Source organism: Emticicia aquatilis (genome assembly GCF_014644295.1).
In the GTDB taxonomy this organism is placed as follows: Bacteria; Bacteroidota; Bacteroidia; order Cytophagales; family Spirosomataceae; genus Emticicia; species Emticicia aquatilis.
Genome location: NZ_BMKK01000003.1, coordinates 201,945 through 216,348, shown reverse-complemented (window position 1 = coordinate 216,348; position 14,404 = coordinate 201,945). Strand labels below are relative to the sequence as shown.

General features: G+C 37.8%; 15 protein-coding genes. 13 read left to right on the top strand and 2 right to left on the bottom strand.

The window, feature by feature from the left end:
- Nucleotides 1–25: 25 nt before the first annotated feature.
- The 11 genes from IEX65_RS08210 to IEX65_RS08160 all read left to right on the top strand — a co-directional run bounded on the left by IEX65_RS08210 (nt 26) and on the right by IEX65_RS08160 (nt 7,801).
- Nucleotides 26–820 carry an SDR family NAD(P)-dependent oxidoreductase gene (locus IEX65_RS08210; RefSeq protein WP_188765561.1) on the top strand — a complete coding sequence of 265 codons (795 nt, stop codon included), beginning with the start codon at nt 26–28 and terminating at the stop codon, nt 818–820.
- Nucleotides 821–983: 163 nt separating this feature from the next.
- A complete protein-coding gene (locus IEX65_RS08205; RefSeq protein WP_188765560.1) occupies nt 984–1,655 on the top strand; it encodes a type 1 glutamine amidotransferase domain-containing protein in 672 nt (223 codons plus the stop codon).
- 94 nt (nt 1,656–1,749) lie between these two features.
- Nucleotides 1,750–2,052: a putative quinol monooxygenase gene (locus tag IEX65_RS08200; protein ID WP_188765559.1), complete on the top strand. Its 303-nt coding sequence runs from the start codon at nt 1,750–1,752 to the stop codon at nt 2,050–2,052.
- 135 nt (nt 2,053–2,187) lie between these two features.
- Nucleotides 2,188–2,745, top strand: coding sequence for a YdeI/OmpD-associated family protein (locus IEX65_RS08195; protein ID WP_188765558.1), 558 nt, complete (start codon nt 2,188–2,190; stop codon nt 2,743–2,745).
- A 253-nt stretch (nt 2,746–2,998) separates the two neighbouring features.
- Nucleotides 2,999–3,964, top strand: a complete 966-nt coding sequence (locus IEX65_RS08190) for an SRPBCC domain-containing protein (protein ID WP_188765557.1) — start codon at nt 2,999–3,001, stop codon at nt 3,962–3,964.
- 4 nt (nt 3,965–3,968) lie between these two features.
- Nucleotides 3,969–4,346 (top strand): DoxX family membrane protein, encoded by a 378-nt coding sequence (locus tag IEX65_RS08185; protein WP_188765556.1) that lies wholly within the window; start codon nt 3,969–3,971, stop codon nt 4,344–4,346.
- Between the two features lie 74 nt (nt 4,347–4,420).
- Nucleotides 4,421–4,996: a Crp/Fnr family transcriptional regulator gene (locus tag IEX65_RS08180; RefSeq protein WP_188765555.1), complete on the top strand. Its 576-nt coding sequence runs from the start codon at nt 4,421–4,423 to the stop codon at nt 4,994–4,996.
- A 65-nt stretch (nt 4,997–5,061) separates the two neighbouring features.
- Nucleotides 5,062–5,502, top strand: coding sequence for a carboxymuconolactone decarboxylase family protein (locus IEX65_RS08175; protein ID WP_188765554.1), 441 nt, complete (start codon nt 5,062–5,064; stop codon nt 5,500–5,502).
- Nucleotides 5,503–5,689: 187 nt separating this feature from the next.
- Nucleotides 5,690–6,469, top strand: a complete 780-nt coding sequence (locus IEX65_RS08170; RefSeq protein WP_188765553.1) for an SDR family oxidoreductase — start codon at nt 5,690–5,692, stop codon at nt 6,467–6,469.
- A gap of 61 nt (nt 6,470–6,530) precedes the next feature.
- Nucleotides 6,531–6,884, top strand: coding sequence for a hypothetical protein (locus IEX65_RS08165; RefSeq protein WP_188765552.1), 354 nt, complete (start codon nt 6,531–6,533; stop codon nt 6,882–6,884).
- A gap of 5 nt (nt 6,885–6,889) precedes the next feature.
- Nucleotides 6,890–7,801 carry a helix-turn-helix domain-containing protein gene (locus tag IEX65_RS08160; RefSeq protein WP_188765551.1) on the top strand — a complete coding sequence of 304 codons (912 nt, stop codon included), beginning with the start codon at nt 6,890–6,892 and terminating at the stop codon, nt 7,799–7,801.
- A 47-nt stretch (nt 7,802–7,848) separates the two neighbouring features.
- Here IEX65_RS08160 and IEX65_RS08155 read toward each other — a convergent pair whose 3' ends face one another.
- Nucleotides 7,849–8,304 (bottom strand): DUF1569 domain-containing protein, encoded by a 456-nt coding sequence (locus IEX65_RS08155; protein WP_188765550.1) that lies wholly within the window; start codon nt 8,302–8,304, stop codon nt 7,849–7,851.
- 12 nt (nt 8,305–8,316) lie between these two features.
- Nucleotides 8,317–8,691, bottom strand: coding sequence for a VOC family protein (locus tag IEX65_RS08150; RefSeq protein ID WP_229250575.1), 375 nt, complete (start codon nt 8,689–8,691; stop codon nt 8,317–8,319).
- A gap of 647 nt (nt 8,692–9,338) precedes the next feature.
- Here IEX65_RS08150 and IEX65_RS08145 point away from each other — a divergent pair.
- Together IEX65_RS08145 and IEX65_RS08140 are read left to right on the top strand one after the other, a co-directional pair.
- Nucleotides 9,339–12,467: a SusC/RagA family TonB-linked outer membrane protein gene (locus tag IEX65_RS08145; protein WP_188765549.1), complete on the top strand. Its 3,129-nt coding sequence runs from the start codon at nt 9,339–9,341 to the stop codon at nt 12,465–12,467.
- Between the two features lie 11 nt (nt 12,468–12,478).
- On the top strand, nt 12,479–14,362 hold the full coding sequence (locus IEX65_RS08140; RefSeq protein WP_188765548.1) for a RagB/SusD family nutrient uptake outer membrane protein: 1,884 nt from the start codon (nt 12,479–12,481) through the stop codon (nt 14,360–14,362).
- The last annotated feature ends 42 nt before the right edge of the window (nt 14,363–14,404 follow it).

Genomic DNA, 14,404 nt, shown 5'->3' with positions numbered 1-14,404 from the left:
ATCATCAATCTAACAATTATCAATCATGGATTTATTACTCAATAACAAAAAAGTTTTGGTATCAGGCTCAACAACTGGTATCGGATATGCCATAGCAAAAGGTTTTGCAAAAGAAGGTGCATTGGTTTATTTAAACGGCCGAAGCGAAAAAAATGTAAATGATGCCGTAAGTCGCATTAAAAGAGAAATCTCAGAAGCTAAGGTTTTCGGAATTGCGGCAGACCTTACAACTGAAGAAGGTTTTAATAGTATGGTAAAAGAAGTACCAGAAGTAGATATTTTGGTCAATAACCTCGGTATTTACGAACCTGTTAATTTTTTTGAATCGAAGGATGAAGATTGGCTCAAGATGTTTAATATCAATGTTTTGAGCGGAATCCGCCTGACACGTTTATATATGCCAAAAATGTTGACAAATAATTGGGGAAGAGTGCTATTTATTTCAAGCGAATCAGCGATACAAATTCCAACCGAAATGATTCATTATGGTATGTCGAAAACGGCTCAGCTATCTATTGCTAATGGTTTGGCTCAACTAACAAAAGGCACGGGCGTAACTGTAAATTCTATTTTACCTGGGCCAACATTCTCAGATGGAGTAGAACGCTTCATTGGCGAACTTGCCGTACAAAAAAATCTAACACCGAAAGAAGTTGAGCATCAGTTTTTTGCCGAAACCCGTCCGTTGAGTTTGTTACAACGATTCATTACGCCTGACGAAGTTGCCAGTGCAGTGCTGTATGTTTCGAGCCAATGGGCAGCCGCAACCAATGGTGCAGCTATCAGAGTTGATGGTGGAATATTGAAAGGAATTCACTGACAGAAGTGATTTAAATCACACCAACAAAGTGATTTCCCTCCTTCGAGTCAGAGCCTACCAAGTAGTAATTTTACATCAAAAATCAGAACAATACCGACATGGAGCAGCTCACGGTGAAGTTCGAAATAAATAATCAAAATAACAATTTTAAACATTTATAGATATGAAACCGAAAGTATTAATCATCGCATCAAACGCTAATTCAATTGGCCCAAACAATAGAAGAACTGGTACATTTTTGCCCGAAGTGGCTCACCCTTATGCCGAATTCAACCGTGCAGGTTACCAAATTGATTTTGCAACACAATCGGGCGACACCCCTTATTTAGACGCTCTTTTCTTAGCCAATGACCCAGATAACTTGGCGTTCTTGACTGGTGAAGGCTGGGCAAATATGCAAAAAGCAGCCAAATTATCAAATGTGGATGTAAACCAGTATGATGCCATCTTTATTCCAGGAGGCTTGGCTCCAATGGTAGATATGGTAGAAGCTCCCGAATTGAAAAAAGTAATCGCTGATACTTACGAAAGAGGGGCCGTTGTAGGTGCTGTTTGTCATGGACCTGTGTCTTTATTGAATGTAAAATTGAGTGACGGTAGCTATTTAGTAAATGGCAAAAATATTGCTTCTTTTACCACTGCCGAAGAAGATAATTATGCACGACCTGATGTGTCTTTTGACCTTCAATCGGCTCTTACTGCTCAAGGTGCAATTTTTCACGCTGCTGAACTGTGGTCGGCCAATAGTATTGCCGATGGACGAGTAGTAACTGGTCAAAATCCAGCTTCTGCCAAAGGTGTTGCCGAAAAAATGATTGCTATTTTAGAAGCATAATTTGTAATTGTAAGTCCTTGCTCTTCTTCTGATAAAATAAGCGGAGTAAGGACTATTTTATTCAATTTTTTGATAAAAGCTAAATCATAAAGACATGAACTCGAACGTAATTTTTGTATTTGCCAAATGGCAAGTTGCCGAAAATCAATTACCGAATGTATTAAATCTACTGAATGACGTTGCTGAAAAAAGTAGAGCAGAAAGCGGGAATTTGTTTTATAAAATTCACCAAAGTCAAACCGATGAAAATACCTTGATATTATCTGAAGCCTACCAAGATGAAAATGCATTGAATAAACACAGAAACTCAGAACATTTTCAAGGCATAGTCGTCAATCAGATTGTGCCACTATTGGCAAATCGAGAGGTTTATTTGACCAATCAAATTCTGAATTAATATTTGTAGGGTAGTTTGGAAAATTCAAGCTACCCTTTTTATGTATTCATAAAGAGTTTTCGAGAACAATTCTCTGAAATAGCCATGAAATAATTAATTTTATATTCGATTAAAATCAATGTAACATTACTTTTTATGCAAAATAAAGAAATCGAAATTTTCTATCCAACCAGTGTTTCGGCTTGGCGAGAATGGTTAGAACAAAACTGTCTTTCTACACAAGCTGTTTGGCTGGTATATTATAGTAAAAGCTCTGGAAAACCCACAATTTCTTGGTCGGAGGCCGTTGATGTGGCTCTATGCTTTGGCTGGATAGATAGCAAAAGAGTGAAAATAGATTCCGAAACTTCGCACCAATATTTTACCAAACGTAAAGCTAAAAGTACGTGGTCGAGAGTCAATAAAGATAAAATTGAACAACTCACCGCTGCCGGCCTAATGACACATACAGGCCTAAAAAGTGTAGAAATAGCCAAACAAAATGGCTCTTGGACTATCCTCGATAGCATTGAAGCACTGGAAATTCCTGAGATTTTGGAGTTGGCATTTAGTCAAACAAATGGCTCAAAACAAAAATTTCAAGCCCTAAGCAAATCAAAACAAAAACTCATGCTCTATGGATTGAAAGCCGCCAAAACTATACCTACCAAAGAAAAGCGGATTGGAGAAATCCTTGAAGCTTTGTTGAATTAGCCTCATTTATAATTATTTATTAAAATTTTCCAACCGAAAATTTCTATTCTATTTTAAAAACTTGAGAAAAATTTAAAAATAATTTTGCGAAACCGAATAGTTGCACATATATTTGCAACCAAATGGTTTCGTTATTTATTAAAATGGATAAAATGAAAAAAATAGACCAATGGTTAAAACAATTCAAGAAGATTTGGGCGAGCCGTTTTAATCAATTAGACGAAGTATTAACAACAATCAAAAAAAAGAAAAAATGAAAACAGCATTACTTTTTGACTTTACCGTAAACAAAGCTAACAATACTGTAAATGTACAGCGAGAATTTAACGCCGACCTTGCATTGGTGTGGGAGGCTTGGACAAATCCCGAAATTCTTGACCAATGGTGGGCACCAAAGCCTTACCAAAACAAAACCAAGTCGATGGATTTTAGAGAGGGTGGTATGTGGTTGTATTGTATGATTAGTCCGGCAGGCGAGGTGCATTGGTGCAAAAACGATTACTTAAAAATTGATAAGCAGAAAAGTTACACGGGTTTAGATGCCTTTTGCGATGAAAACGGTGTAGTAAATATGGATATGCCCCGAACGCAATGGACAAATTCGTTTACAACAGTATCTAATGATAAAACATTAGTGACAATAGTAGCTCAATATCAAAGCCTCACCGACCTCGAAAAAGTAATTGAAATGGGCTTTAAGGAAGGATTTAGCATGGCACTCGAAAATCTTGACCAGTACATTGAGGCTAAATTTATGCTTCGTGAGCAAAATAAAACTTCTAATAAGGCCAGAGTAACAAGTTATTTGAATTTTGATGGTAATACAGAAGAAGCGTTTTTATTCTACAAAAAGGTTTTCAAAACGGAATTCATTGGTAAGGGCATCCAACGCTTTGGCGATATACCAGCTGATAGTCAGCCACCAGTGGACGAGAGTATAAAAAATATGATTTTGCATGTGGAACTACCTATCACTGGCGGCCATGTATTGATGGGTACGGATGCTCCGAAAGAAATGGGTTTTACGCTAACCAAAGGCAATAATATACACTTGTGTATCGAACCCGAAACAAGGGAAGAAGCCGACCGATTATTCAACGAGCTTTCGGTTGATGGCAACGTGACAATGCCAATGGCTGATATGTTTTTTGGAGCTTATTTTGGAGAGTTCGCTGACAAATACGGAATAAATTGGATGATAAATTTTCAAAATAGATAAAAGAATGAAAAATAAAATATTATTTGTTGCATCGTTATTGTTTGGGTTGATGATGGTGAACGCTGGGCTAAACAAGCTTTTTAATTATATGCCAGCACCAGCAAATTTGTCCGAAAATCTGCAAAAAGCATTCAATGCCTTCACCGAAATTGGTTGGTTGATGCCCTTAGTGGCAGTTGTTGAAATAATTGGCGGAATTTTATTCATTATTCCCAAAACAAGAGCCTTAGCGGCACTCATGTTATTTCCGATAATAGTGGGCATATTGTTAATCAACACCGTTACAGATACTTCTGGAATGCCCATCGCATTGGTATTTGTGGCCGTAGAACTTTGGGTAATTTTTGAAAATAGAGAAAAGTATTTGGCTCTAATAAAATAAGAAAAAACGGGGTAATTTGAATTTACTAAATTACCCCGTAAATTAGGAGTCATTATACTATTAACTTTTCATTGATGGATGATTCTTTCAAAACCCATATTAATAAATTCGTAAAAATGAGTGATGATGAGTTTGCCAAAATCATCAGTTATTTTAAAGTGCAGCACTTTAAGAAAAAAGAAAACCTACTAAACGAAGGACAGGTCTGCAAGGCGAGCTATTTTGTAACAAAAGGCATTCTACGGAAATTTTTTATCAACGGAAAAGGTGTAGAACAAACCACCGAATTCGCCATCGAAAACTGGTGGATGACAGAAACCTTCTCTTTTATCAATCAAACTCCGTCAGAATTTTTTATTCAGGCAGTAGAAAATACTGAAGTTTTAGTACTTCATCGAGATGCTCACGATAAAATGTTAGATGCCCACCCACTCATGGAAAAGTACTTTAGGTGCGTGTATCAACGAACTTATGCCGCTGCCCAGAGACGAAACAAGTTTCGGTACGAACATTCACGAGAAGAGCTTTACCATTTTTTTCGAAAAGTCCAACCCGAATTTCTCCAACGAGTTCCGCAATATCTCGTCGCTTCATATCTTGGTTTTACACCAGAATATTTGAGCGAAATCAGAAGAAAAAGCATTTCTTAAACCAGTTTAAGTTTATTAAGATTCTCATCTGCCACCTTTGTAATATAATTTAAAACAAAGGAAAAATGAGCAACAGAGTAAAAATTCAGACAGCTTTCCCAGAAGCTTGGAAGGCTATGTACGGTGTAGAAAACACACTTTCAAATATCAATATCCCTCTCATCACCAAGGAGTTAATCAAAGTCAGAGCGTCTCAATTGAATCAATGTGCTTTCTGTATTGATATGCACACGGCCAGTGCTATGAAAAATGGTGAAACTGCTAAAAGGTTGTTTTTATTAGATGCTTGGAAAGAAACGGATATTTTCACAGAAGAAGAAAAAGCTGCTTTGGCGGTTGCCGAAGAAGTTACGTTCATCAGTCATGGTGGGCTTTCTAAAGCTACTTATGAAAACGCCAAAAAATTCTACGACGAAACTAGCATTGCTCAGTTGATAATGATTACGGTTGCTATCAATGCTTGGAATAGAATTGCCATCAGTACGCAACTTCCTGTGTCGAAGTAATTAAAGAAAGTATTTAAAAATCCCTTACTGGCAAACATTTTAGTCAGTAAGGGATTTTTCATTTACAGAGAATTGATTTTTTAAATGATTCCATCATGAAATACACTTTCGGCTACAACGAAAGTCGTTTTGGTTAAATCTGTTGGTTAAAGTTGCTGCAACTTTGCATCAACAAAATAACAAAACAATGGATTTAAAAAATAGCACCATACTCATTACAGGAGGAACAAGCGGAATAGGTCTTGAGCTTGTCAAACAACTGACCGAACAAGGCTCAAACATTATTGTTACAGGGCGAAACCTTCATGCACTGGCCGAAACAAAAAAAGCTTTTCCCAAAGTTAATACTTTCCAGAGCGATATAAGTAAAGCATCAGACATTGAAAAACTTTACAACGACGTTACACGTCATTTTCCTGACTTGAATATTATCATCAATAACGCAGGGCAAATGAGGCTAATTGACTTACAAGATGCCAGTTTCGATTTGGAAAATATCAATCGTGAGGTTTCAACTAACCTTTCTGGAACCATCCAAATGGTGCATCAATTTTTGCCCCATTTAGTGAAGCAGAAATCGGCCGCCATCGTCAATGTATCTTCAGGAATTGCTTTCATGCCTTATTCGATTGCCCCAATTTATAGTGCCACCAAAGCAGGTGTACGTGCATATACTCAGGCTTTGCGTTTGCAATTGGAAGAAACCAACGTGAAAGTTTTTGAAATGATTCCGCCTGGCGTAAAAACAAACCTTCAAAATGATTGGGCGGTACAGCCGAATCCAAGTATGATGATGGAAGTTGATAAAATGGTAAAAGTAGTAATAGAAGGGCTGCAAAAAGATAAACCAGAATTAAAGCCATTTTTGATAAATATCATAAAAGTAGCGAGTAGAATCGCTCCGAAAATGCTATTAAGTTTTGGACATGGTGAGTTTAAAAAAGCTAAAAAAGAAAACAAATTGTAGGGTCTCATATTTGCGATTTTTTCAAATTTTGTGTAGTATTAAAATCAAAACAGCTAATAAAATGGTAAAAAATATAATTTCTTTGTGCTTACTCGTGGTTTCGGTAGGCTTGAGTTTCAAACACGGTTGGGACACGTTTAACTATAAAAATAATCCGCAATCGCTTAAAATGTTGAATGAATTAGGTATCTCGGAGGCATTCGTACCAATATTTGGTATTTTGACGATTTTGGTTGGCGTACTTTTAATGATTCCGAGAACATTTTTTGTTGGAAATGTACTCAATGCGATGTCAATCTTGTTGATTATGGCTTTGGCAACTCGTGCGGGTAATTTCAAAATGGTTTTGATGGAAATTCCGTTTTTGATAATGCCTTTGGTTATGATTTGGTTGAAATATCCGTTTAAAAGCTAATTGAAATGCAACACATAAAAATAAAAACTATCACCGAGGGGCATCGAATCATGGGTTTGCCCAAACCAGTGCATCCGCTGGTTTCGGTGGTTCGATACGCCGATATTCAAGCTCCCGATATTGATGCATCTACGGCGGCTTTTTTGTTCGATTTTTATTTTATTTCGCTCAAAAAAGGCTTTTGTAATAAATTGCATTACGGGCAACAAACGTATGATTTCGACGAAGGAATGTTGATGTTTGTAGCACCTAATCAAATCATGCGAGGAGCGGGGGCAAGTCCCGAAGATGACCTTTCGGGTTGGGTGTTATTGGTTCATCCCGACCTTTTGTGGGGTACACCACTGGCGAATAAAATCAAGAAATATGATTTTTTTGATTATGCGGTCAGTGAAGCCTTGTTTATATCGGATAAAGAAGAATCTACTATTAACGGCATCATACAAAATATTGAAAACGAATACCATTCAAACATTGATAATTTCAGTCAAAATATCATTATTTCGCACCTTGAAACGCTATTCAACTACGCCGAACGTTTTTACCAACGACAATTTATAACTCGAAAAATTTCTAATCACCAGATTCTTGACCGGTTAGAAAAACTACTAACTCATTATTTTAACGAAGAAGATTTGATAACAAAAGGATTGCCAACGGTTCAGTATATTTCGGGAGAATTAAACGTTTCGCCCAGTTATCTGAGAGGACTTCTAAAAAACTTGACAGGGCAAAGTACGCAGCAACACATCCACGAAAAACTTATCGAAAAAGCTAAAGAAAGGTTATCTACGACGAGTCTGACGGTTTCTGAAATTGCCTATGATTTGGGCTTTGAACATTCCCAGTCATTTAGTAAATTATTTAAGACAAAAACTAAGAAAAGTCCGCTGGAATTTCGGGCGAGTTTCAACTAAAACCAACTACTTGTTTAGTAAAATCTAAATTCGGAGAATCTTACTTCTCACACACCAAACTGTCGTAAATGATGGTCGGTGTGTTTATATGCAAGAATACCAATTTGCTCTTTGGTCATTTTGCCAAAGAAATCATGTACAAATGCGGGGTTACTGTATGATTTATAACGTTTTAAGTAATCAATCCATGTATTTTTCTCCGTTTCGAAATCTCCTTCTGTATCGGTTACTATCAGAATTTCGCTACTTGGAGCAAATAACATCAAGGGAGTATCATCAGAGGTGATATTAGCCAAAGCTTCGGCGGCTTGGAGAGGTGTACTTCGTGAAGAGCTATAGTCCCATTCACCAATACCATGAATCCAAGCCTCAAAAAGTCGGCAATGTTTTAGCATTTGATAGGCATTCATTGTGCCCCAAATGGGTATTAAATTAGATTTTAGTTGCTGAACTCTTTGTATAGTTTCGTCTCTAAGTTTTGGGTCTAAAATAGTCTTTATCATTGCCTAATCGTTTTATAACTCATATCCAATTTCCCAAATATGTCCAAAAGGGTCTTTCAATTTACCGATTCTCCAATTTTCTTCGGTAGTCATTGGGCAAATTTCAGTTGCTCCTAAATTTATAGCTTTTTCAAAAAAACTATCGGCGTTTTTGGTGTTGAGTATTACCCTAATTGAGCAGTTTGATTGTGAACTTGTACTGAAATTTCCATTTTCTGGTTCTTCGTCGGCTACATAAAATTCGGCCTTTTCTATCTCCAAAACTGATGAAATCTTGCCATCTGCCATTTCCCATCTTTTGGTTTCGATGGCAGCAAAAGCAGCTTGATAAAATTCTACGGCTTTTTGGCCGTTATTTACAGTAAGAAAGGGTTTTATGGTAGTCATCAGATTCTTTAAGATTTAAAATCTAACAAAAATAGGCAGTTTCATTTAGCTTCTTCAAAAATTACTATCATAAATTTGTTTCTAAAAACCTCCTTTTTTCAATACAAAAAATAAACCAACTCAAAAAAGGCGAATATTTCGGAAGTCATTATCGAAAGTAAGTTCTTGATAATGTTCCGAGGATTTCATGTAGAGTTAAATGAGAATTTAACCCACAAAAGCAACCTCTTTTTTATGCTTAACATTAATCGATTAAATTAATGCTGTGTAGATTTAACAGTTTTTTCCTCCTCTTCGATTTATATAAGTGCTACTATAGTATTGGTAAACTCAAAGTTTATACCTTAATTATCAGATTCATTCGCATAAATCTACTGGCGAATTTTAAATGTTAAGGACTTTTCTATATGCTGTTGAGCATTTGCTCACTCATTAAATTCTCACCTCTTCGCCCTTAATTTCTCTAATATTCTTATGAGCAAGGTCTCAAAAAGTAAGAACAATTGTGTAAACATGACACTTTTTAATATTACTGAACATTTGTATTGCTTATTTAGTGAATAGTGCTACTGTATTTTTTGTTCATCACCTTACTTTGCAAAAGTAAATTCATATTATTTATTAAATGATTCATATTTTTTCGACTTATGAAACAAATTGACTTGTACATTTCAATCACTTGGAAAAAGCGGTACTTAATTGTATGGGGCGTTTTGCTTCTGATTGGTTTTTCGAGCTTTTCGGTAAAAGCTCAAACTGTAAAGGGAACGGTTAAATCTAACACAGGTGAGACTATTCCTGGAGCAACGGTTACTATTAAGGGAACAACCCGAGGAGTAAATTCGGGGGCGACTGGAGAGTACTCAATTACTTGTATTCCAAAACAGGTTTTGGTTTTTAGCTCTGTTGGATACAAGGCGAAAGAGGTTGTTGTTGGGAATGAGAAAATTATTAATGTAGTATTAGAAGAAATTCTATCGGAGTTATCCGAGGTGGTAGTGGTTGGTTATGGAAGACAAAAGAAAGAAGGTGTTGTTGCGTCTGTTACTCAAACTACCAACAAAGAGCTTGAAAGAGCTGGTGGAGTTTCGAGTATAGGAGCGGCATTGACAGGTAATGTTCCGGGGTTAATTACAAATGCAAGTACTGGACTTCCTGGCTCAGAAGACCCACAGATTCTCATTCGTGGTCGTAGTTCATGGAATAACTCAGAGCCATTAATACTTGTTGATGGAGTTGAGCGTCCGATGAATAGTGTTGATATCAGTTCGGTAGAAACAATTACGGTTCTAAAAGATGCTTCAGCTACGGCAGTTTTTGGGTCAAGAGGTGCAAATGGTGTAATCTTGATTACTACTAAGCGAGGTCAAACAGGTAAAGCTTCGATACGTGCCACCGTGAATACGATTGTGAAAGCACCATCGAAATTGCCACAAAAGTATGATTCGTATGACGCTCTAAGAATAAGAAATGATGCGATTGAATACGAACTTGCTGCAAGACCAGAAGGTTGGAGAAATTATACTCCACAAGCGATAATCAATAAATATCGTTTTCCTGCAAACTTGGCAGAAGCCGAGCGTTATCCAAACGTCGATTGGGAAGAAGCATTATTCAAGCCTTACGCCATTTCAAACAATGCAAACTTGAACATAAGTGGTGGAACAAGTCTGGTAAAATACTTTACCAGTGCTGATTTCTTGCAAGAAGCTGACTTATTTAAGACCTACGATAACAAACGTGGATACCAACAAGGTTTTGGCTTCAATCGTCTGAATGTTCGCAGTAATTTAGACTTTCAGTTATCAAAAAGTACTTTATTCAAAACAAATCTCTCAGGTTCGTATGGTATCAGAAAGAGTCCGTGGGGTTTCACAGGAAACCAATATGGCCCTTGGATTGATGCGTACAGTGCTGCACCAGATTTATTCTTACCAAAATATTCTGACGGTTCGTGGGGCTTCTACGCACCTAACCAAGCAAGGGCCGAAAACTCAGCTTTAAGCCTTGCAATTGGCGGGATTCAATACCAAACAACTGCCAGAATCACAACTGACTTTACTTTGGAACAAGATTTAGACCGACTCGTTAAAGGTCTGAGAGCATCTGGAACAGTTTCGCTGGATAATACTTTTGTGGAGTCTGACCGTGGTGTAAATGACCTTTTCAATGGAACACAACGCAAATGGATAAACCCCGACAATGGAGTTGAGTCTTTCCAACAAGCCGTTGATGGTATTACAGGTTTTGATTTTCAAGAGGGTATCAAATGGTCGCCAGCGGCTGGAAATATTGGAGCGAGTCAAAGACGTTTGTTTTATCAATTACAACTGAATTATAACAAAACAATTGCGGGTAAGCACAATATTACAGCAATGGGCTTGACTAATAGAAATATTTTTGCCAGCGGAAATACCATTCCATCATATCGTGAAGACTGGGTTTTTAGAACTACCTATAACTTCAATAACCGATATACTATTGAATATAACGGAGCGTATAATGGCTCGGAGCAATTTGCAAAAGATTACCGCTTTGCATTTTTCTCTTCGGGTGGAGCAAACTGGGTTATCTCTAATGAAAGCTTCATGAAACCAATAAAATTCATTAATTCCTTGAAACTCCGTATGTCGTATGGTCAAACAGGTTTTGATAATTTGGGTGTCAGATGGCCATATTTAGAGCAATGGGCTTACGGCGGAAGGTCAAGATTAGGAGTTACTAACGAGGCAGCCGAGCAAAGTCCATATACTTGGTATTCGCAGGCAACGGTTGGAAATCCAACTGTTCAGTGGGAAGAATCTGAGAAGTTCAATTTAGGATTAGATTTTGAGATTCTCAAAGGTTTGGTAAAAGGTAAAGCAGATGTTTTTCAAGATAATAGAAGTAAAATTTTGTTGACTGGAAGGTCTGATGTTCCGAGTTATTTTGGAGCGGCTCCACCTGTGGCCAACTTAGGTGCAGTAAAATCGAAAGGTTACGAAATTGAATTACATTTCAATAAAAATATCGGAAAATTCCGTTTGTGGTCTGACCTTAACATGACTCATACGGAAAACAAAATCTTGGAACGTGCTACACCTGAATTGCTACCAGATTATCAGAAACCAGAAGGAATGCAAATTGACCAAGTTTATTCTTTCGTAAACAACGGAATTTATAATACTTGGGACCAATTGTATGGTAGTACAATGCACAACGTAAATGATAATCAGAAATTAGTTGGTAACTACTACTTAGTGGATTACAATGCTGATGGGGTGATAGATTCGCAAGATAGAATCCCGTATGGGCATACAGGATGGCCACAAAACACCTATAATGCTACTTTAGGTTTAGACTGGAAAGGGCTTTCTGCGTTTGTTCAGTTATACGCCGTTAATAACGTAACTCGTCAAGTTGTTTTCACGAGTTTGAATGCTCAGAGCAACACAGTGTATAAGGAAGGTGAATACTGGACGCCACAGAATCCAAACGGAACGCCAATTCCACGCTGGTTAACTACTCCTTTTGGCGACTACCGAGGCACGCAGTATATGTACGATGGCTCGTATGTGAGATTAAAGAATGCCGAAATCGCCTATACATTTACTTCAGAACTTAGTCGAAAATTAGGTTTCAATAGCCTTAGAGTATATCTGAATGGCAATAACCTCTATGCTTGGAGTAAAATGCCTGATGATAGAGAGTCGAATTTTGCGGGAACAGGTTGGGCATCGCAAGGGGCTTATCCAACAGTGAAAAGATATAATTTGGGTTTAAACATTACTTTCTAATTAACACAATCATGAAAAATAGAATAAAGCTTTTAGTATTGGTTTGTTCACTATCTTTTGGGGTTACTTCATGTTCAGACTTTTTAGACCGTGACCCACAATCATTGGTATCGGATAAAGATGCCTTTAAAAACTTTGTCAATTTTCAGGGTTTTACCGAAGAACTCTACCATACAATTCCTGACTTTACGAATGGATATTGGACAAACTCCTTCAACTGGGGGGAAGATGAAATTCAGTCAACAGCTCAGAATTTCCACTTTGGTGTAAAGATTGATAATGGAGATTTTTGGGGCTGGCAACGTAACTTTGATGGCTGGCAAGCAGGTTGGATGGACCGCAATAACAACGTAACGAACGATGACCGTTTTGCAAAATCTCTTTGGGGTTTGGGCTGGTATGGTATCCGAAAAGCAAACTTAGGTTTAGCCAATCTTGATAAACTAACCGATGCTACACAAGAAGAAAAAGACCTAATCAAAGGACAACTTTTGTTTTTCAGAGGTTGGTATCACTTCATGTTTATGCAATATTTTGGAGGTTTACCCTACATTGATACGGTTTTGCCTGGAGATGAGAAACTGACATTACCACGCCTAAAATACAGCGAGTGTGCCGACAAAGCTGCCGCAGATTTTAGGGCAGCGGCTAATTTACTACCAACAGACTGGGACAACACAACGGCTGGAAAAAGAACACTGGGCAAAAACCAATTGCGTATCAATAAGATTATGGCATTGGGCTATTTAGGCAAAAACTATCTATGGGCGGGCAGCCCGTTGATGAACCAAGTTTCGGGTGGAAGTACTTCATATAATGTAGAATATTGCAAAAAAGCAGCAGAAGCATTTGGAGAATTGCTCAGTTTGACCGAAAGTGGAGCAGCACCTCATAAACTGGTTCCGTTTGCACAATACTACACTAATTTCTATACTACTGGCCAAAACTGGCAAATTCCAGGTGGTACAGAAGCCATTTTCCGTGGACCTTATTATGGAGCAAATAACTCAAACTGGGGAACAAGTAAACAATACAGCCCATTGATTATTAGCGAAGGCGATGTGAAGTTTTTACCAACTTCTAACTATGTAAATAACTACGGCATGGCCAACGGCATGCCAATTAAGGACATCACCAAAGCCGACCCAGAGTCAGGTTATAATCCAGAATTCCCGTGGAAAGGCCGTGACCCACGCTTCTATAATGACATCGTTTTCGATGGTGTTAGAATGGTAGCAGGTAGTATTCCTAACGCCGCTGAGACAAATAACCGCTACGCCAATTTACATACTGGTGGTTCTTACCGTGATATTGCTACGGGTAGCCGCACAGGGTATTTATTATTCAAATTTGTGCCAAGAACAGCCAATAAATATGACCAAGGTTATAGCTACGATAAAAGTTTGAACATCAAAGTTCCTTACATGCGTTTGGCAGATATTTACTTAATGTATGCCGAAGCCGCTGCACAAGCTTATGGTTCGGCTTTAGGCAAATCGAGTAATTATTCGAAAACATCGGTCGATGCCATTAACGTAATCAGAGAAAGAGCAGGTGTAAGCCCTGTAAATGCTAAATTCTTGGGTTCGTTAGATACATATATGGAAGAAGTAAGACGTGAGCGTGCCGTAGAACTTTCGTTTGAGGGACACCGCTTCAATGACCTTCGCCGTTGGTTGTTAATTTCAAAAAGCCCTTACACGCTCAAAAAATCTATAGAATTTGACAGAGCCGCTCCTATTGACCCAGCCAAAGACCCAAAAGATAACCGAGTTTTAAATTTGCGTGAGACAACAATCTTAGAGCGTAAGTTTACCGAAAAACACAACTGGTTGCCTCTGAAAGTAAATGACGTGAATTTATACGTAGAGTTTGGGCAAAACCCTGGCTGGTAAGAGCGAGTCAAATCACAAAATGAGATAAAAATTGATAAACGA